Raw genomic sequence first — 18579 nt, 5'->3', positions numbered from 1 at the left:
GTCTCACACAGCGGGCGTCAACGCAAGCTGCCGTGCCTGACACACCAACCGGCCGGCGGAATCGATCACCGTGGCGTCCTCGTCGAACCACTGGCCGTGCACCGCCTGGCAGGTGACGTGGATGCGCAGCCAGCCCGGCGCCGGCCGTGCCCGCAGCAGCGCCGTCAGTTGCACCGTCGGTGACCAGCCGAAACGACCGAGGTTGAACGTCACGGGCATCGACAGATCGCCCGCGAGCAACGCGAAGTACGGGTCGGGCTGCTCGTCGGTGGGCCGCGCCCACAGCTTCAGCGTGAGCGGTCCGTCCGTGCGCCGGTCGAGGAACGTCGCCGACTCGCGGTCCACCCGGAGGTCGCACAGCGCGCCCACCCGGTAGACCCCGCCGGTCGGGAACGTGGCCATCTCCACCGAACCGGGCGGTGGCGCCGCGGGCATGGTGGGCAGGTTCACGTAGTCGGCCCGGTGCTCGGGGATCCGCCCCGTGGTGACCGACGCCTCAACGCACACCTGACCGCGTTGCTCCAGCGTCACCGCGACGACCGTCGCCGTCCGCCCGGCCTTGCGCACGTCGGTGCGGACCAGCACGGGCCCGACCTCCGGCGCACGCAGGAACTGCGCGGACACCGCCAGCGGATCACCGTCGGCAATGTGAGCAGCAGCACGGGTCATCACCGCGAGAAGAAAACCGCCGTGGGGCTTCGGGCCCACGGTCCACTCGGCGGGCAGGGACGCGGTGAAGGTTCCGTCACCGAGCGACCGCACCGCACTGGACTTCGAGAAGGTCATGAGCGGCTGGCCAGCGACCGCAGGAAAAAGGTCACGTTGGCAGGCCGTTCCGCAAGTCGCCGCATGAGATATCCGTACCACTGCTCGCCGTAGGGAACATAAACACGAGTGCCGAGACGCTTCTGCTCCTCGGTCCGGATGCCGTAGAGCATCTGGTACTCGAAGTCAGTTTTGTCATACCAGCGCGCTCGTTCGCCAATGATCTCGATCAGGCGCGGGTCATGCGTCGCGAACATCGGATACCCCTCTCCGGCGAGGAGAACGTTCAGGCACCGCACGTAGTTCAGATCAACCTCGGATGGATCCTGAATCGCAACCTCGGGAGGCTCCGCGTAGGCCCCCTTGACCAGCCTGACCCTGCTCCCGGCCCCGGAGAGCGCCTTGCAGTCGTCCAACGTCCGATGCAGGTACGACTGCAACACCGCCCCGACCCAGGGCCAGGTGCGACGCAATTCACTCAGCACCCGCAACGTCGAGTCGGTGGTCGTGTGGTCTTCCATGTCGAGCGTGACGGTCGTCCCGCACTGCTCGGCGGCGGCACAGATCCGGGAGGCATTCGTCAGGGCGAGCGACTCGTCGAGCGTCTGCCCGACCGCGGTCAACTTGACGCTGACCTCGGCATTCACCGCCAGCCCCGCAGCGTGCAACGCGTCGAGCAACTCGAGGTACGCCTGCACGGTCCGCTCGGCCTGAGCCTCGTCCTTGGTGTCCTCACCGAGGTAGTCGAGCGTCACCGGCAGCCCCAGCCCCCGCACGACCTCGACAGCATCTCGGGTGGTCTCGCCGGCGACGAACCGCTTCACGACATCGCGGCTGATCGGCGCGTTGGCGACCAGATGACGGACCGCGTCGTTGCGAGACGCGGCCATGATCAACGCTCGCAGCGGGTTCACACCAGAAACCCTAACTCGCCACTCAACCAACAGCGCCGGGACTCGCCCCGCGCGGTGCCACCCGGAAGCCAGCAGCGCAAAGCAACCAGGTACGAGGCCTGGCGTGGCGATGCGAAGCGAGCCGTATGAACCTAGGGCGCCGGGTAAGCGGTGCACCCCGCTCACGGCGATTGGGGCTTGACCTTGAGGGGCTGGGTGCCACCCTGTCTGGGCTCGGCCGGGGGCGCTTTCACCCCGGTCTTTGAGGCCGACTACGCGCCCAGCTAGAGGCTCAAGGTCAAGCCCCAACCGCAACCCCGCACTTCGTCACGACCCACGCGCCCACCCTCGCAAGGCGACCACCCGCACGGAACGCGACCAACCCCGCTGGAACGCGACAAACCAACGCAAGCCGACCCGCACGGTCAGCCCTCAGCGAGAAACCCCAGGCCGAGCCTTCCCGGCCCCACCCTCAGCGGCCCAGTCCAAATGCAGCCGGGCGAACAACAACGCCTCAGCCAACATCTCCCGCCGCCCAGCAGGAGTCCCAGCCCGACGTGTGTTGACCTCCAGCACGACCTGCCCGTCGAACCCACCCCGAGCCAGCATCTCGCAAAGCTCCGCGCAGGGCTGAGTCCCGCGCCCAGGCACCATGTGCTCGTCCTTGGGAGCCCCGGACCCGTCAGCCAGGTGGATGTGCCGCAGCCCGTCCCCCATCCGCTTGGCCAACTCCAACGCATCCATGTGCGCGGCGGCCGAGTGCGACAGATCCAGGGTGTAGTTGGCGTGCCCGACATCGGTCGGGTCCACAGAAGGCTTGAACGCGTTCATCTCCACGGACCGCCCCCGCCCCAGGGGCCGCCGCACGGGAAACATGTTCTCGACCGCGATGGCGATCCCGCTCTCGTCCTCCAAAGACGAGACCAGCTCCGCGAACCCGTCCGCGTACTTGCGCTGCCACCGGAACGGCGGATGCAGCACGACGGTCGAAGCCCCGAGATCGGCAGCAGCCCGCACCGACCGCCGCAACCGCTCGGCCGGGTCCGGCGACCACACCCGCTGCGAGATCAGCAGGCAGGGCGCGTGCACGGCGAGGACCGGCATGCCCGTCCGGGACGACAGGCGGTCGACCGCGCGGATGTCCTGCGACACCGGGTCGGCCCACACCATCAGCTCGACGCCGTCGTAGCCCAGTTCGGACGCGATCTCGAACGCCGCTCCGGCGGGCTGCGGGTAGACCGACGCCGTGGAAAGCCCGACCGGGATGCGGGCGGTCAACTCTTCACCAGCAGCATCGCCGCTGGTGAGACGGTCACGATGAGGCCCACGAGCACGGCCAGGACGGTGGTCTGCAGATCGTCCGCTCTGCGGATCTTTCGAACCAGCAACACCAGACCCACGGTAACGGCAAGCGCCACCACGAGTGCGGCGGCCGGTACCGAGCGCCACAGGTAGTTGAACGCGAGCCACAGCGCGGCGCCGCCGAGCACGCCGACGGCGAGCTGGCCGATCATGATCAGCCATTCCTTGGCCGGCGAGCGCGGTTCGGTTTCCGGGTCCTCCTCGACGTCGGCCGCGTCGTCGAGGCCGGCGGGACCCTCGTCCTCGTCGTCCTCCTCGTCGGCGTCCGCGAGGTAGTCGTCCTCGGCGCGGTAGGCGGCGTACTCCTGCGAGTCGTCGTCCACGTACGGGGCGGGGTGCGCCGCGGTCGACTCCATCGGCGGCATGGACAGATCGGTCTTGGCCTGCGCGTCGTCGTCGCTGAACCAGGCGTCGGGCACGTTGCCCGGCAACGGCTCCGGCAGCTTCGGCGGGGCGGGCGGCACGATCAGCACGGACTCGGTCTCGAGTGCGGCGATCTTGTCCACCGGCGCCTTCGCCGGGATGCGCGGAAGCTGCTCGGTCATCGCCTCGCGCGGCGGGCCCGGTATCGGCAGCTGCACCGACGGCGGCACCGGCTTCGGCGGCCGGGCGATGTTCGTGCGCGACGGCGCGCCGGGCGACTGGTCGAGCCGTGCCTCCAGGCGGCCGGGCACCTCAGGGCGCGGCATGTCCGAACGGGACGTCTGGTCGCGGACCTGCGGCACCTGCCGGGTCTGCTCGGCGGCCGCGGGAGGCGGCGGCACCGGCGCGGCGGGCTTGGGAACGGGAGGCGCCGGCTTCGGCGGCTGCGGAACCGGTCTGCGGACCTGCGGCGGCTGGGCCTGCGGCAGCGGCATCTGCTGCGACTGCTGTGGCGGCTTCGGCGGCGCGACCTGCTGTTTCGGCTGGTACGCGGTGCGCTCGGCCGGCGGTTCGGGGGCGGCACGACGACCGGGCTGCGGTGCGGCGGTGTCGTCGCGAATCGCCATCAGGCGGCCGCTGTCGGACAGCACCCGCTCGATGATCGTCTGGGGCGCGGTCTCCGGCTGCTGGACGTCTTCCTCGTCGTCAGCGCGGCGGCGTCGCCGACGTGGCGCACTCTCTGCGCTGCCCCCGTACTGGGCGAGCAGCTCAGCGACTGTGCGCTGCGTCTGGTCCGATCCGCTCTCTCGACTCATCAACTCCACCGTGCCCCGGTCTGGCCAGTCCGTCCAGTATCGCTCTGGTCCGTCCCATCAGTGTGGTCCAGCCGCCGGAGGATGACACCCTCCCGGAGTGCCCAGGGGCAAATCTCCAGCTGCGTGAGTGACAGGGCTCGCATTGTTGCCTCCGCGACCAACGCTCCCGCGACGAGCTGGTGTGCGCGTGAAGTGCTCACGCCTTCCAGCTCCGCGAGGTCGTTGGCCGACATCCGGGAAATGAACGCGATCAGCTGCCGCAGGCCGGCGTCGGTGAGAACCCGACGCGCCCTGGGCCCGGCAGACGATGGCGCGGCCCCGGTGAGCCGCGCCAGCGTTCGGAAAGTTTTTGAGGTCGCAACCACTCGATCGGGTTCACCCGCGCGTTTCAGCTTCCGCGCCACGGGCGCGAGCTGCTCGGCGAGCCAGTCGGTGGTCTCGCGGACCTCCGAACGCCGGGGCGGATCCTTCTTGAACCGGGTCCTGGTGAGCCTTCCCGCGCCGAGCGGCACGGAGAAGGCCAGGTCCGGGTTCTCGTCACGGCCGATGGCGAGCTCGAGCGAGCCGCCGCCGATGTCGAGACTGAGCAACCTGCCCGCGGACCAGCCGTACCAGCGGCGGACCGCGAGGAAGGTGTAGCGGGCCTCGTCCTCACCGGACAGGACCTTGAGCTCGACCCCGGTCTCGGTGCGCACCCGGTCGAGCACCTCGGCCGAGTTGCCCGCCTCGCGCACCGCCGAGGTCGCGAACGCCATCATGTCGTCGCAGCCGGACTTCTTGGCCGACGCCTTGGCGGCGGCCACGGCACGAACGAGCTGGTCAGCGCCCGTTTTGGAGAGCTGACCCTGGTCGTCGAGCTGCTCGGCGAGACGAAGGATCGTCTTCTCGGACGTCATCGGGATTGGGTGGGCACCACGATGCGCGTCCACCACCAGTAGGTGGACGGTGTTGGACCCCACGTCGAGAACGCCCAGGCGCACGCCGGAAACGGTACCTGGTCGTGTCCGTCAGGACTCGAACTTGTAACCCAGACCCCTGACCGTAACGAGATGCCGCGGTGCCGAGGGGTCCGGTTCGATCTTCGAACGGAGCCGCTTGACGTGCACGTCCAGCGTCTTCGTGTCGCCCACGTAGTCCGCTCCCCACACGCGGTCGATCAGCTGGCCCCTGGTCAGGACGCGGCCGACGTTGCGCAGCAGGTACTCGAGGAGGTCGAACTCCTTGAGCGGCAGGCTGATGTCCTGACCCGCGACGGTGACGACGTGGCGTTCCACGTCCATCCGCACCGGGCCCGCCTCCAGGATCTGCGGCAGCAGGTCCTCGGACTCGCCGCCGCGGCGCAGCACCGCGCGGATGCGGGCGATGAGCTCCCGCGCCGAGTACGGCTTGGTGACGTAGTCGTCAGCGCCGAGCTCGAGGCCGACGACCTTGTCGATCTCGCTGTCGCGGGCCGTCACCATGATCACGGGGACGGCGGAGCGCTGACGGAGCTGCTTGCACACGTCCGTGCCGCTCATGCCGGGCAGCATCAGGTCGAGCAGCACGATGTCGGCGCCGTTGCGGTCGAACTCCTCGAGCGCCTCCTGGCCGGTGGCCGCGAGCGCCGCGGTGAACCCTTCCTTGCGCAGCAGGAAGGCGAGCGGATCGGCGAAGGACTCCTCGTCCTCCACGATGAGCACTCTGGTCACAGCTCTCCTCCTGGATCACCCGCGCCCGAAGGCACGAGAGTCGGATTCGGTTCGGTCGCCGCGGCGGGAATCCGCAGCGTGAAGGTGGACCCCGTTCCTGGCAGGCTCCACAGCTTCACCTCACCGCCGTGGTTGGCGGCGACGTGCTTGACGATCGCGAGCCCGAGCCCGGTGCCCCCGGTCGCGCGCGATCTGGCCTTGTCGACGCGGTAGAACCGCTCGAAGACGCGGATCTGCTGGTCCTCGGCGATGCCGATGCCGCGGTCGGTCACCGCGATCTCGACGTGCCCGTCCACCAGCCGCCGGCTCACGCTCACCGGACTGCCGGGCGGCGAGTACGCGACGGCGTTGTCCAGCAGGTTCGTCAGCGCCGTGACCAGCAACGACCGATCGCCCGGCACGACGAACCCGCTCGGTTCGTCGACGTTGATCGAGATGTTGACGGACTCGGCGGCGAGCTTGGACCGCGACAGCGCCTCGTTGATCACGACGTCGATCTCGGTGTCGGACAGCTCTGGCAGCTTCTCCGCGCCCTGCAACCGGGACAGCGCGATCAGCTCGGTGACGAGCATGCCGAGGCGCGTGGCCTCCTGCATGATCTTCGCGCTGAACCGGCGGACCTCGTCCTGGTCGTCGCTCGCGTCCAGCACGGCCTCCGCCAGCAGCGCGAGGGCGCCGACCGGCGTCTTGAGCTCGTGGCTGACGTTCGCCACGAAGTCGCGCCGGGTCTTCTCCAGCCGCACCGACTCCGACTCGTCCGTGGCGTCCACGACCGTGAAGTCCTCGATGAGCAGGCGGACCTCGGCGTGCACGGCCTCCGGCTGACGCCCGGTCCGATAGCCCTCCAGCGGCGAGAGATCGACGTACACGACCTCGTTGCTGCCCCGGACGCCCTCGGCGGCCTTGCGGGCCCGGTCGTCGACGCGGTTGTTGCGGACGATCCCGAGCTCTTCGGCACGGGGGTTGTGCAGCACCACGTCACCGAAGTGGTTCAGCACCACGATGCCGTCGTGCGAGTCGTGCACGATCTGCTGGATCAGGTCGGCGACCGTGAGGCCTTCCGGCTTCCGCGGGTGCCGTGGGGCGGTGGACCGGCCGATGAAGAAAGCGGCGATCGCGCCGATGAGCGCGAGGCCGATCGACACAGCGAGGTAACCCGTTGTGGTCACGAGGCGAATGGTAAGCAGCTCAGAGGTGTCTTGGCCTAGTGCGGAAGCGTGAACCGTGACGCCCGCGACACCTCAATGGACGGTTGTTCCGCACCTGGTCAGCCTGTGTTCACCCAACCGTGATGAAGGGGGGTGAAATGTGCCAGGCGGGGGGACCGCGAGTTCGCGTCGGTCATCCGGTCACCCGCTCACGTCGAAATTCGGCGAAGCCCAATTTCGGCGTGAGCGAGTCGGCCGGATGACCGACTTCAAGGCGAACTCGCCGCCGCGCCGGAGGCGCGGCAGAAAATCACCGCCCCTGGTTCGCCACCGCCGCGATGGCGTCCTTGGCGGCGTCGGGGTCGAGGTACTCGCCGCCCGGCTTGATCGGCTTCAGGTCCTCGTCGAGGTCGTAGCGCAGCGGGATGCCGGTCGGGATGTTCAAGCCCGCGATGGCCTCGTCCGAGATGCCGTCGAGGTGCTTCACGAGGGCGCGCAGCGAGTTGCCGTGCGCGGCCACGAGGACAGTCTTGCCGGTGCGCAGGTCCGGCACGATCGCCTCGTCCCAGTACGGGAGCATGCGCTTCACGACGTCGAGCAGGCACTCGGTCAGCGGCAGGTCCGGGCCGAGGCCCGCGTAGCGCGGGTCGGTGTCCTGGCTGTACTCGCTGCCGGGCTCGATGGGCGGCGGCGGGGTGTCGTAGGAGCGGCGCCAGAGCATGAACTGCTCCTCGCCGAACTCCTCGAGCGTCTGCTTCTTGTTCTTGCCCTGCAACGCGCCGTAGTGGCGTTCGTTGAGACGCCAGTCTCGCTTGACCGGGATCCAGTGCCGGTCGGCGGCGTCGAGGGCCAGGTTCGCGGTCATGATCGCCCGGCGCATCAGCGACGTGTGCAGGATCTCCGGCAGGACGCCCGCGTCGCGCAGCAGCTGGCCGCCTCGACGGGCCTCCTTCTCGCCCTTCTCCGACAGGGGAACGTCCACCCAGCCGGTGAAGAGGTTCTCCGCGTTCCACGTGCTCTCGCCGTGGCGGAGCAGGATCAAAGTTCCGACAGACATGGCGGCTAGCCTGCCATGCCGACCCTCCCGCCGTACCCCGGCAGGGCACCGTGATCCACGCCATGAGATCCGCCGGCACCGATGAGTTCGCGGCCCGCGCCGGGTCTGCACCGGCATGAGTGATTCGGATGCCGATCCCGGCAAGGTCGTGGTCAACAGGGCGATGTCCCTGGACGGCTTCATCGCAGGTCCCGGCCACGCGATGGACTGGGTCTTCGAGCACTTCAAGGACAACCCGTTCCCCGAGGTCGAGCAGGCCACCGGCGCCATGCTCGTCGGCAGGGGCACCCACGAGGTCGCCAAGAAGATGCGCCACGAGGACACCACCTACGACGGCGGACCGCAGTTCGTCCTGACGCACCGGCCGCCGGACGAGCCGGAGCAGGGCGTCACGTTCCTCACGTGCGACCTCGCGGAGGCCGTCGCCACGGCGCGCGCGGCGGCGGGCGGGAAGGACCTGGAGATCCTCGGTGCCGACCTGGCCAGTCAGTGCCTGAGGGAAGGGCTCGTCGACGAGGTCCTGGTGTACGTCCTGCCGGTGCTGCTCGGCGACGGCGTGCGGTTCTCGACCTCGGATCTCGGGCGGATCGACCTGGAACCGTTCGCCAGCACGCAGTCGGGTTCGGTGACGATGCTCCGCTTCCGCGTGCGGAAGCCGGCGGCGGGGCACTGACGGCGAACGCCCTGGCAACGATCGTTGCCAGGGCGTTCGAGTTCCGCAGGTTCCAGATCAGGCCTGTTCGCGGGCCCTGAGGTCCTTCCGGAGGATCTTGCCGGCGGCCGACTTCGGGATCGCCTCGATGAACTCGACCACGCGCACCTTCTTGTGCGGCGCGACGTGCGCGGCCACGAACGCCATCACGGCGTCGCCCTCGATCGACGATCCGGCCTGACGCACCACGAACGCCTTCGGGATCTCCTCGCCGTCCGCGTCACGCACGCCGATGACCGCCGCGTCGGCGATCTCCTCGTGGGTGAGCAGCACGGCCTCGAGCTCGGCCGGCGGGACCTGGTAGCCCTTGTACTTGATCAGTTCCTTGACGCGGTCGACGATCGAGACGATGCCGTCGGCGTCGATCACGGCCACGTCGCCGGTGTGCAGCCAGCCGTCGTCGTCGATGGTGGCGGCGGTGGCCTCGGCGTTGTTCAGGTAGCCCTTCATGATGTTCGGGCCCTTGCACCACAGCTCACCGCGTTCGCCGGCACCCACGTCCTCGCCGGTGGCCGGGTCGACCAGGCGGCACTCGAGGTTCGGGATGATCACGCCGACGGTGCCGACCGAGATGTCGTCGCGGCCGTCCGGGATGGCATGGCTGACCGGCGACATCTCCGTCATGCCGTAGCCCTGCACGACGCGGCAGCCGATGCGCTTGCGCACCGCGGCGGCGAGGTCCTCGTCCAGCGGGGCCGCGCCGGAGAACAGCGTGTGCAGCGGTGACAGGTCGTAGTTGTCGACGATCGGGTGCTTCGCCAGGGCCACGGCGACCGGCGGGGCGATGTAGACGCGGTCGGTCTTGTGCTCGGCGATGACGCGCAGGAACTCCGGCAGCTCGAACTTCGGCAGCGTCACGACGACACCGCCGATGTACAGGCCGTTGTTCATCAGGACCTGCATGCCGTAGATGTGGAAGAACGGCAGCACGGCGAGGATCCGGGTGTGCGCGCCGACGTCCGACAGGATCGGGCCGCACTGCACGAGGTTCGCGACGAGGTTGCGGTGCGTGAGCATCACGCCCTTGGGCAGCGCGGTCGTGCCGGACGAGTACGGCAGCACCGCGAGGTCCTCGGACGGGTTGATCTCCACCTCGGGCACCGGGTGGTCGTTCGCGAGCAGCTCCGGCAACGACGGGTAGCCCTCGGCGCCGTCGAGCACGACCACGTCGGTCACGCCGGCCTTCGCGGCGCCGGGGGCGGCGTTGGGCAGCAGCACCGAGACGGTGAACAGCATCTTCGCGCCCGCGTCGTGCAACTGGTGCGCGACCTCGTCGGGCGTGTAGAGCGCGTTGATCGTGGTGGCCGTGGCGCCCGCACGCAGGATGCCGTGGAACACGACGGCGTAGTAGGGCGTGTTCGGGCTGAGGATGCCGACGACATCACCCTTCCCAATACCTCGCGCGGCCAGTGCGGCGGCCATGCGGTCGATCGCCCCGGCGAGCTGGCCGTAGGTCATGGACGCGCCGGACATGCCGTCGATCAGCGCAACCCGGTCCGCCCGGTCGGCGATGTCGCCGAACAACAGCTGGTGCAGCGACACATCAGGGATCTCGACATCGGGGTACGGACTGCGAAAGACCATGCGGCGACCTCATTCATTCGCTGTACAGCGCTGTACACCCAGCCTGTGGGGTCATCGTGATCCAGGCCACTGAGCAGGTCAAGGACTGCTCGATCGCTACAGATGCGTTACTTAGCACGTCTAAATACACTCGAATGGAGTAATACAAGCACTTGTGATCGCAAGGATGTATCTGAGAAGTTGATACCGCCTCCGCGAGTCGGCTCCCACGCTTACTCGACGAGCGCGAGGCACCGAGCGCGATTCGTCATCCCCCGTCGAATCGCGTGGCCCGCTTGGGATCCGCAGGCTCCCCCCGTCCACGGATCCACAGCAGCGGGGACCTTTGACGCGGGACGGCTCGAAGCGACTCCCCCTCTCTCCCGAGCCGTTCCGCGCATCATCAAAGGCACACTCTCAGTAGAACTCGATCACCCTGCTTCGTTCATTCGGGTGACACGCCTGCGCTTGCGCAGCAGATAGACCACCAGCGCGGCGGGCACGCCCAGCGCCACCAGGAACGGCAGCATCGCGCCGACGCCGATCAGGATCACGCCCACCACCGCGACCAGCGCGTCCCAGCCACCCGCCAGAGCGCCGAGGAACCCGACCTTCTCGGGCTCGGGCGCCGCGATCGGGACCGTCGCAACCCGGACGGTCAGCGTCGCCATGGAGACCTGGCCCTTCAACGACGCGCTGCGCCGCTGCATCGACTCCAGGTCGGCCTGCCGCTTGGTCAGTTCCTGCTCGACCTGCGCGACCTCGGAGGTCGACCCGGCCCGCTCGAACAGCACGCGCAGCCGCTCGACGCTGGCCTTCTGCGTCGCGATCCGCGCCTCGACGTCCACCAGCTGATCGGTGACGTCCTCGCTGCGCACCTCGCTGCGAGTGACCTCGCCCACGCTCGTGAGGTCCCGGACGACCTTGTCCAGTTCGGCCGACGGCACCCGCACGGTCACGGACCCGGAGCTCTTGGTCGAGTTCTCCTCGCCCGCGAACCCGCCGACGGCCGCCGCCCGGTCCTTGATCTGGCCGATCGCCTTCAGCACGTCGTCGCTGCGCAGGTCGACGTTCGCCGTGCGCACCAGCTGACGTTCCTGCTGCTGCACCGGCTGCACGCCCTGCGCGGCGTTGTTCTCCTGCTGCGGCGCCTTGTTCTGCGCCGCCTGCGGTGGCGCGGCGTCCTTCGCCGCCGTCCCACCACCACTCATGCTGCTACCGCACCCCGTCGTGACAAGGGCCAGCAACGCGACTCCCACCCACACCCCTGGTCTGCGCATGCTCATCGGACGGCGCGGCGGGGACCGATGGTTGCCGGGGAAGCCGAAACGAGTTGCCCGCTAGTCCGAAACGAGATGTTGGAAGGCCTGCAGGTTCGCCAGCGACTCGCCGCGCGACACCCGCCACGCCCACTCCCGCCGGATCGCGTCGGCGAACCCGATCTCCAGCAACGGGTTGAAGTCGCCGTCCGCCGCCTCCAGCACCTGCCCGAGCACGCGGTCCAGCTCGTCGGGCGTCACGGCGTGCTTGCCGACCCGTCCGACCAGGTAGATGTCACCCTCGGCGTCGATCGTGTAGTGCACGCCGTACAGCCGTGCGTTGCGACGCAGCAGGAACCGGTACACGTCCTCGAACGACTGGTCCGGCCGCCGGCACACGAAAGCCTCGACCACCAGCGCGTGCTTCGTCTCGACCAGCCACAGGTTGGTCTGGAGCTTCTTCGTGCCCGGCAGCGTCACGAAGAACTTGCCGGGCTCGCTCCGGTCGTACTTCAGCTCCCGCTCGTCCAGAAAAGCCTTGATGACACCGTCGATGCTCAAGCGAAAACCTCCCGGCGGAACACTTCTCCCGCCTCTTGATACCCCGCCAGCAGGGCGTCAGTCGTGCGGTCCCACGAGAAGCGTCGCGCATGCCCGACGGCGTTGCTCGCCAGGTGCTCCCGCTGCGGCAACGCGATCGAGCCGATCGCCCTGGCCCACTCCTCCGGCTCGTGCCCGTGCACGAGCACCCCGGACACGCCGTCGTTGACCGCCACCGGCAGCCCGCCGACGGCCGCCGCGACCACCGGCGTCCCGCAGGCCTGGGCCTCCAGCGCCACCAGCCCGAACGACTCGTTGTAGCTCGGCACCGCGACCAGGTCGGCTGCCCGGTAGACCTCGGCCAGCGTCGGCCCCGGCTGCGGCGGCAGGAACCGCACGACGTCCGTGATCTGCAGCTGCGCGGCCAGCTCCTCCAGCGCCTTCGGGCGTTCGGTGCCGCTGCCGGACGGCCCGCCGACGATCAGCACCACCAGCCGGGACCGCAGCCCGGGATCACGCACTAGCATCTCCGCGGCGGCCCGCAGCAGCACGTCAGGAGCCTTCAGCGGCTGGATCCTGCCGACGAACGCCAGCACGATCGCGTCCTGAGGGATGCCGAAGCACTTGCGGGCCCGCGCCTGGTCACCGGGCGTGAAGCGGTCGAGGTCCACGCCGGGCGGCACGACGGCCACCTTGGACGGCTCCGCGTCGTAGAGCTTGATCAGTTCGCTGGCCTCGATGTCGGTGTTCGCGACGAGCCGGTCCGACTCGCCCACGACCTGCTCCTCGCCGATCACCCGCATCCGGGGCTCCGGCGCGTCCCCCTCGGCCAGCGCCAGGTTCTTCACCTTGGCCAGCGTGTGCGCCGTGTGCACCAACGGCACTCCCCAGCGTTCCCGCGCCAGCCAGCCGACCTGCCCGGACAGCCAGTAGTGCGAGTGGATCGCGTCGTAGTAGCCCGGCTCGTGGCGCGCCTCGGCTCGTAAAACACCCGCCGTGAACGCGCAGAGCTGGCCAGGCAGTTCTTCCTTGCCCAGGCCCTCGAACGGACCGGCGGCGACGTGCCGCACGCGCACACCGGGCGCCAGTTCGGCGACGGGCGGCAGTTCCGACGACGTGGCGCGCGTGAAGATCTCCACCTCGACACCGCGCTGGGCCATCCGTGTGGCCGTCTGCACGATGTAGACGTTCATCCCGCCCGCATCACCCGTCCCCGGCTGTTCGAGCGGCGAGGTGTGCACTGAGAGCACCGCTACGCGCTTCATCGGGCGACTCGCAGGAGATCGGCGGTGAACCGCGCGGGCCGCTCCAGGAAGGGCGCGTGCGCGGTGTCGGGGTACAGGCTCAACTCGGCTCCGGGGATCAGGGCGGCGGAGTACTCGGCGGCGGCAGGGGCGACCACCTCGTCTTGAGTTCCGTGCACGACCAGGGTCGGCACGTCTACGGCCTTCAGCACGTCAGCGCTGCCCACGTCCCTGCGGAACAGCTCACCTCGCACTTTATGGCTCACGGAGGTCGCCGAGGCAGTGAGCTTGGCGACGGTCCCAGCAGGCAGGAAAGGCGCCATGGCCTCGCAGAACTTCGCCATCACGGCGTCGTCGGTGATCGCGCCGGGCAGCGCGTCCCGCATCACCGGCCCGGTCTCGCCTCCAGGGCGACCGCGGCCGATCTCGGTGATCGCACTCACGAACACCAGCGCGTTGATGCCCGCGGTGCCGTGGAAGCGGAGGTAGTCGGCGATGACGAGCCCGCCGTAGGACCATCCGACGACGGTCGCGGGCCCGGTGTGGTCGAGCACGGCCTTCAGGTCGGCGGCCCACTGAGCGGAGTCGCGGTAGTCGCCGAAGTCGTCTGATTCGCCGTGTCCTCGCAGGTCGACGGCGTAGGTGTGAAAGTCGGGCAGATCCCAGACGGCACCCGTCTGCGCCCAGCCGTGGATCAGCACCACGGGTGGCGCTCCCGGCCGGCCTGCCTCACGTACGGCCAGTCGTCCCCCGCCGGCCGCCGTCACGTGTTTGACGTGCTCCCCGGCCCGAGGGCCAGGGATTCCCATGCGGCCATGCCGCGTCTGGGGTGCTTCCTGCTTCGTCACCGACTGCCTCCACTGGTGGAGGACTGACACCGGCTCCACAGGCGTTTTTCCTCTCCGCACGCCCTGCGGCGAGGATGTTGATCGCGGCGTTGTGATCCCGATCGTGCGCAACGCCGCAGAGCGGACACATCCAGTTGCGGATCGCCAGCGGCATGGCATCCATAACGTGCCCACACGTCGAGCAGGTCTTCGAACTGGGCAGCCAGCGGGACACTCGGTGCAGGATGCGGCCGCATCGTTCGGCTTTCTCCTCGATCAGTCGCACGAACTGGCCCCAACCAGCATCGTGGATCGACCGCGCCAACCACCGGTTGCCGACCATCCCCGCAATGTTCAAGTCCTCTACGTAGACCGCTTGGTTCTCGCGGACCAGGACGAGAGCTTCCTTGTGGTGATGGTCCCGCCGCGCGCGAGACACCTTGCTGTGCAGTATTGCGACCTTGCGACGCGACTTGGCCCGATTCGCACTTCCCTTGATGCGACGGGCCTTCTCCCGTTCCAGACGGGCCAGCTTGCGCTGTTTCCGAGCAAGACTCTTCGGGTTCGCCACCTGCCTGTGCCGACCAGTCGTATCGGCCACGGTCGCTAGACGGGCAAGCCCGAGATCCACCCCGGCTTCCTGTTCCAGCACGGCCAACGGCGCCGGCGCGATGTCGACCACGAAGCTGGCGTAATAGTGGCCGTCCGGCTCCTGGATGACCGTGACCGACGACGGCTCCGACGGCAGTTCCCGCGACCAGCGGATTTTCACATCGCCGATCTTCGCCAGATACAGCCGTCCGTTCGGCCGAATGGTGAATCCGTTGCGGGTGAATCGAACAGACTGCCGGTTGTCCTTGCGGGACTTGAACCGGGGACGGCCGACTTTGCGGCCACGGCGACGTCCTGTCACCGAGTCGAGGAAGTTCGAGAACGCACGGTGCGCGTCGCGGACGGACTGCACCAACGCCACACTGGCAACCTCGGCCAGCCAAGCCCGGTCCTCGCGGGTCTTCGCCTCGGTGATCACGCGCCGCTGCACCTCGGTCGGCGAGATCTTCTCCGCTGCGCGGTACGCATCGTCCCGACAGCGGATCGCGTCGTTGAACACCACCCTGGCGCAGCCGAACGTCCGCGCAAGCAACCGCTGCTGAACCAGGTTCGGTTCTACGCGGTAGCGATAGCGGGCCTGCACTGCCCCAGTCTATCGAACACTCATTCGACTCATGCTCTGAGGTTTCTGAATAGCTGCAGGCCACAGAGCTGCTGAGAGGTGCTGTCCCAGCCCAATAGGACGGGGACAGCACCGACGATCGCTCGGTCAGCTGCACACAGAGACAAACGACCAGGTAGAGGCACGCATTCCCGCCGGTCCTACTTGATGGCGGACTTGCCCTTCCACTGGTCCCACGAGAGCTGCCAGTCGTACCAGTCGAACTGGGCCGGCAGCGTCGTGATCGAGCCGGTCACCTCGACCGGGTCACCGACCAGCGCCGAGTCGTAGTACGCCTTCGCGTCGGCTTCCAGCAGGTTCGCGCAGCCGTGCGAGGTGTTGTTGCTGCCGATGTTGCCCGCGTTGTCGTTGTTCTCGTGGATGAACTCGCCGTGGTTGGAGAACCGGACGGCCCACTTCTTCACGACGTTGGTGTAGCCGTAGCGCGGGTTGTCGAACGAGAACGTGTCGTTCTTCGACATGACGACGAACGTGCCGTTCGGCGTCGTGAGCTCGGGGTCGGCGTCCTTGCCGAACGACGCCGGGTAGTCCGCGGTCTGCTGGCCGTCCCGGAACACCTTGAGCCGGTGCGTCGGGTTGTCGATCTTCACGACCTGGTTGCGGCCGACGGTGAAGTCGCTGGTCACGTCGGCCTTGCCGAACGCGCCGCCACCGTAGTTGACGCCGTAGAGCTTCGCCTCGACCTTGACCGTCGTGTTGGCGGGCCAGTACTTCTCCGGCCGGTAGTGCACTTCCTGGGCGCTGAGCCAGGCCCACGAGCCCTGGACGTTCGCCGAGCTGGTGACCTTGAGGGCCTTCTCGACGGTGGCCTTGTCCTCGACCGGCGCCTCGAACTTGACCATGATCGGCGCCGCGACGCCGACGGTCTGGTTGTCGGAGGGCCAGAGCGTCGCGCGGGTCTGCGAACCGGGCGCGACGGTGGTGAACGAGCCCTTGAGCTCGACCGGCTTGCCGTCGGAGCCGACGGCCTTGCCGTTGTAGCTGTACGTCTTGCCGTAGCCCAGGGGCTCGGCCGTCGTCCAGCCTGACTTGTCCTCGGTGAGGGTGCCCTTGACGTCGGCGCCCTCGGGTGACTTCAGTGCGACGGACTCGATCTTGCCGTCCACCACGGTGACCTGGACCGGGGTCGTGACCTGCACGTCCTTGGTTCCGTCGACCGGGGACAGGGTCACCTTCGCGGACGGCAACGAGCTGTCCGCCTTCGGCGATCCTGCCTCGACACTCGAGCAGCCGGTCAGCAGCGTCAGTCCGGCGACCAGCGCGACAAGTGTTCTCTTCACGGTTTCGACCTCCCACCATGGTGGACGTCCAGAACCCCATCGGGGTGTGAGTGATGTCAGTCACACCCTGTTCGGCACCTACGATCGAAGTCGTGAATCGACCTGTCGCAGTTGTGACCGGAGCTAGCGCGGGCATCGGTGAGGCCACCGCGCGCCGGTTGGCCGCCGAGGGCTTCCACGTCGTGCTCGGCGCACGTCGTCTGGACCTTCTCCACGTTATCGCGAAGGAGATCGACGGGACGGCCATCGAGCTGGACGTCACCGACGAGACCTCCGTCGCCGCCTTCGCGGACCGGGTACCCGAAGCAAACGTCCTCGTGAACAACGCGGGCGGCGCTCGCGGGCTCTCGACCGTCGCCGAGGGCGTCGCGGACGAGTGGCGCTGGATGTGGGAGGCGAACGTCCTGGGCACCCTGCTGGTGACCAAGGCGTTCATCCCGAAGCTGATCGCGTCCGGGGACGGGCACATCGTGTCCGTGACGTCCATCGCCGCGTACGAGGCCTATGACAACGGCTCCGGGTACACGAGCGCCAAGCACGCCCAGTCGGCGTTGCACCGCACGTTGCGCGGCGAGCTGCTCGGTCAGCCGGTGCGGATCACCGAGATCCAGCCGGGCATGGTCGAGACGGACTTCTCGGCGAATCGGTTCGACGGCGACACCGAGCGCGCGGCCAAGGTCTACCAGGGCATCACGCCGCTGGTCGCGGACGACGTGGCGGACGTGATCGCGTTCGCCGTCACCCGGCCGTCGCACGTGAACCTGGACACCATCGTGCTCAAGCCGCGGGCCCAGGCCTCCGCGACTCGGGCACACCGGGAGTGAGCAACTCCACGTCCAGCTGACGTAGGACGGGCTCGATGGGGTTGGCAAATCCCGTCGAGCCCGATCCGGCGACGTACAGGCCCACGACGTAGTTGTCGGCGTCGACCAGCACGGCGCCGCTGTCCCCGTGGTCGCCGAAGCGTTCGGACGAGTGGACGCGGATCTGGTCGCGCAACGTCCGGACGCCGATCCCGTCGCCGAAGTCGAGCCGCAGCGTCGAGTCCGTCGACTCGATCACGCCGTACGTGAGTTCGGTGGTGCGGCCGCGTTTGCGCACGGTCGAGCCGATCTTCGCCCTGGCGCCGCCCATGATCGCGCCGACGTCGATCACCTCCGCGCGGAACGGCCTGGCGCCCATCCGCAGCCCCGCCGCGGACACGGCCCCGGCGAGCGCCGCCCGGTCCAGCACGGCGATCTCGTCGGCACCGGGAACCCCACCGTCCACTCGGGACGGATGCACGAACTCGTCGCCCACCGACCACGAGTCGTCGACACACCCGACGTGGAAAGTGGTGAGCCCCAACACCTTGCGCGGCTCGTCACGGGTGAGGACGAACGCGCCGAGCGTGCCCGCGATCACGTACTCGCCGGCACGCTCGACCTCGGGCGGCACGACCCTGAACGACCTGGCCGGGCCGATGCCGATGCCCCCGCGCAGCACCGGATGCCGTTCCGCCGCAACGGGTTGCTCGTCTGCGGTGCGGCTGATCCTGGCCCGGTGCAGCACGATCGACTCGGCGACCACGTCGGTCGGCACACCGCCGACCTCCACCGGGATCTGCTGCGGATGGTCAGGTCCCTTGGCGCACACGTAGACCACGATCGCGGCCTTGCCCGTCGGACGGCCGCGGGTGACCTTCTCGCCGATGTCGACGCCGATCACTCCGGGCCGGGACAGGAACTCGTCTTCGACCATGCGCTTGACCGGCCTGATGACCTCTCGCGCGTTCTCGTCGAGGTAGCTCATGGCAACCCCCGTTCAACAACCCCTACCTCAATGAAACA

Annotated in this window: 18 protein-coding genes; 2 read left to right on the top strand and 16 right to left on the bottom strand. The window is 68.6% G+C overall.

Going from position 1 to position 18579, the window contains the following annotated elements; genetic code table 11:
- Positions 1–3 precede the first annotated feature (3 nt).
- The 8 genes from OG205_RS35080 to OG205_RS35045 form a co-directional block, all read right to left on the bottom strand.
- Entirely contained in the window at positions 4–786 is a 783-nt protein-coding gene (locus OG205_RS35080) for a thioesterase family protein (RefSeq protein WP_330272195.1), read from the bottom strand.
- Positions 783–1679, bottom strand: a complete 897-nt coding sequence (locus tag OG205_RS35075; protein WP_330272194.1) for a proline dehydrogenase family protein — start codon at positions 1677–1679, stop codon at positions 783–785. The genes OG205_RS35080 and OG205_RS35075 overlap by 4 nt, the downstream gene beginning before the upstream one ends.
- Positions 1680–2090: 411 nt before the next feature.
- Positions 2091–2936 (bottom strand): sugar phosphate isomerase/epimerase family protein, encoded by an 846-nt coding sequence (locus tag OG205_RS35070; protein ID WP_330272193.1) that lies wholly within the window; start codon positions 2934–2936, stop codon positions 2091–2093.
- The gene (locus OG205_RS35065; protein WP_330272192.1) at positions 2933–4198 is read right to left on the bottom strand and encodes a hypothetical protein; all 1266 of its coding nucleotides are present in this window, start codon (positions 4196–4198) and stop codon (positions 2933–2935) included. The genes OG205_RS35070 and OG205_RS35065 overlap by 4 nt, the downstream gene beginning before the upstream one ends.
- A complete protein-coding gene (locus OG205_RS35060; RefSeq protein WP_330272191.1) occupies positions 4198–5178 on the bottom strand; it encodes a Ppx/GppA phosphatase family protein in 981 nt (326 codons plus the stop codon). Before OG205_RS35060 ends, OG205_RS35065 begins: the two co-directional genes overlap by 1 nt.
- Before the next feature lie 27 nt (positions 5179–5205).
- Entirely contained in the window at positions 5206–5886 is a 681-nt protein-coding gene (locus OG205_RS35055; RefSeq protein WP_030477953.1) for a response regulator transcription factor, read from the bottom strand.
- Complete coding sequence (locus OG205_RS35050; RefSeq protein WP_330272190.1) at positions 5883–7055, bottom strand: sensor histidine kinase; 1173 nt, start codon at positions 7053–7055, stop codon at positions 5883–5885. The genes OG205_RS35055 and OG205_RS35050 overlap by 4 nt, the downstream gene beginning before the upstream one ends.
- A gap of 289 nt (positions 7056–7344) precedes the next feature.
- On the bottom strand, positions 7345–8091 hold the full coding sequence (locus OG205_RS35045) for a phosphoglyceromutase (RefSeq protein WP_330272189.1): 747 nt from the start codon (positions 8089–8091) through the stop codon (positions 7345–7347).
- Between the two features lie 115 nt (positions 8092–8206).
- Here OG205_RS35045 and OG205_RS35040 point away from each other — a divergent pair, with 115 nt between their 5' ends.
- Positions 8207–8764, top strand: coding sequence for a dihydrofolate reductase family protein (locus OG205_RS35040; RefSeq protein ID WP_330272188.1), 558 nt, complete (start codon positions 8207–8209; stop codon positions 8762–8764).
- Between the two features lie 57 nt (positions 8765–8821).
- On the opposite strand, the gene OG205_RS35035 is transcribed toward OG205_RS35040, so the two are convergent.
- The 7 genes from OG205_RS35035 to OG205_RS35005 form a co-directional block, all read right to left on the bottom strand.
- The gene (locus tag OG205_RS35035) at positions 8822–10387 is read right to left on the bottom strand and encodes a 4-coumarate--CoA ligase family protein (protein WP_330272187.1); all 1566 of its coding nucleotides are present in this window, start codon (positions 10385–10387) and stop codon (positions 8822–8824) included.
- 410 nt (positions 10388–10797) lie between these two features.
- Entirely contained in the window at positions 10798–11577 is a 780-nt protein-coding gene (locus OG205_RS35030) for a DUF4349 domain-containing protein (RefSeq protein WP_330272186.1), read from the bottom strand.
- Positions 11578–11706: 129 nt separating this feature from the next.
- Positions 11707–12186, bottom strand: coding sequence for a YbjN domain-containing protein (locus OG205_RS35025; protein ID WP_319976764.1), 480 nt, complete (start codon positions 12184–12186; stop codon positions 11707–11709).
- The gene (mshA, locus tag OG205_RS35020) at positions 12183–13430 is read right to left on the bottom strand and encodes a D-inositol-3-phosphate glycosyltransferase (protein ID WP_330272185.1); all 1248 of its coding nucleotides are present in this window, start codon (positions 13428–13430) and stop codon (positions 12183–12185) included. The genes OG205_RS35025 and mshA overlap by 4 nt, the downstream gene beginning before the upstream one ends.
- The gene (locus OG205_RS35015; RefSeq protein ID WP_330272184.1) at positions 13427–14113 is read right to left on the bottom strand and encodes an alpha/beta fold hydrolase; all 687 of its coding nucleotides are present in this window, start codon (positions 14111–14113) and stop codon (positions 13427–13429) included. Before OG205_RS35015 ends, mshA begins: the two co-directional genes overlap by 4 nt.
- Before the next feature lie 25 nt (positions 14114–14138).
- On the bottom strand, positions 14139–15431 hold the full coding sequence (locus OG205_RS35010; protein ID WP_330272183.1) for an RNA-guided endonuclease InsQ/TnpB family protein: 1293 nt from the start codon (positions 15429–15431) through the stop codon (positions 14139–14141).
- A 179-nt stretch (positions 15432–15610) separates the two neighbouring features.
- Complete coding sequence (locus OG205_RS35005) at positions 15611–16750, bottom strand: L,D-transpeptidase (RefSeq protein ID WP_330272182.1); 1140 nt, start codon at positions 16748–16750, stop codon at positions 15611–15613.
- Between the two features lie 92 nt (positions 16751–16842).
- Between OG205_RS35005 and OG205_RS35000 the strand changes: the two genes are divergently transcribed.
- On the top strand, positions 16843–17574 hold the full coding sequence (locus OG205_RS35000; RefSeq protein ID WP_330272181.1) for an SDR family oxidoreductase: 732 nt from the start codon (positions 16843–16845) through the stop codon (positions 17572–17574).
- Here OG205_RS35000 and OG205_RS34995 read toward each other — a convergent pair.
- Entirely contained in the window at positions 17528–18541 is a 1014-nt protein-coding gene (locus OG205_RS34995; protein ID WP_330272180.1) for a hypothetical protein, read from the bottom strand. The two genes, OG205_RS35000 and OG205_RS34995, sit on opposite strands and share 47 nt — an antisense overlap.
- Positions 18542–18579 lie beyond the last annotated feature (38 nt).

Source organism: Lentzea sp. NBC_00516, assembly GCF_036346835.1.
Taxonomy (GTDB): domain Bacteria; phylum Actinomycetota; class Actinomycetes; order Mycobacteriales; family Pseudonocardiaceae; genus Lentzea; species Lentzea sokolovensis.
This window is presented reverse-complemented; position numbering and strand designations above follow the sequence as displayed.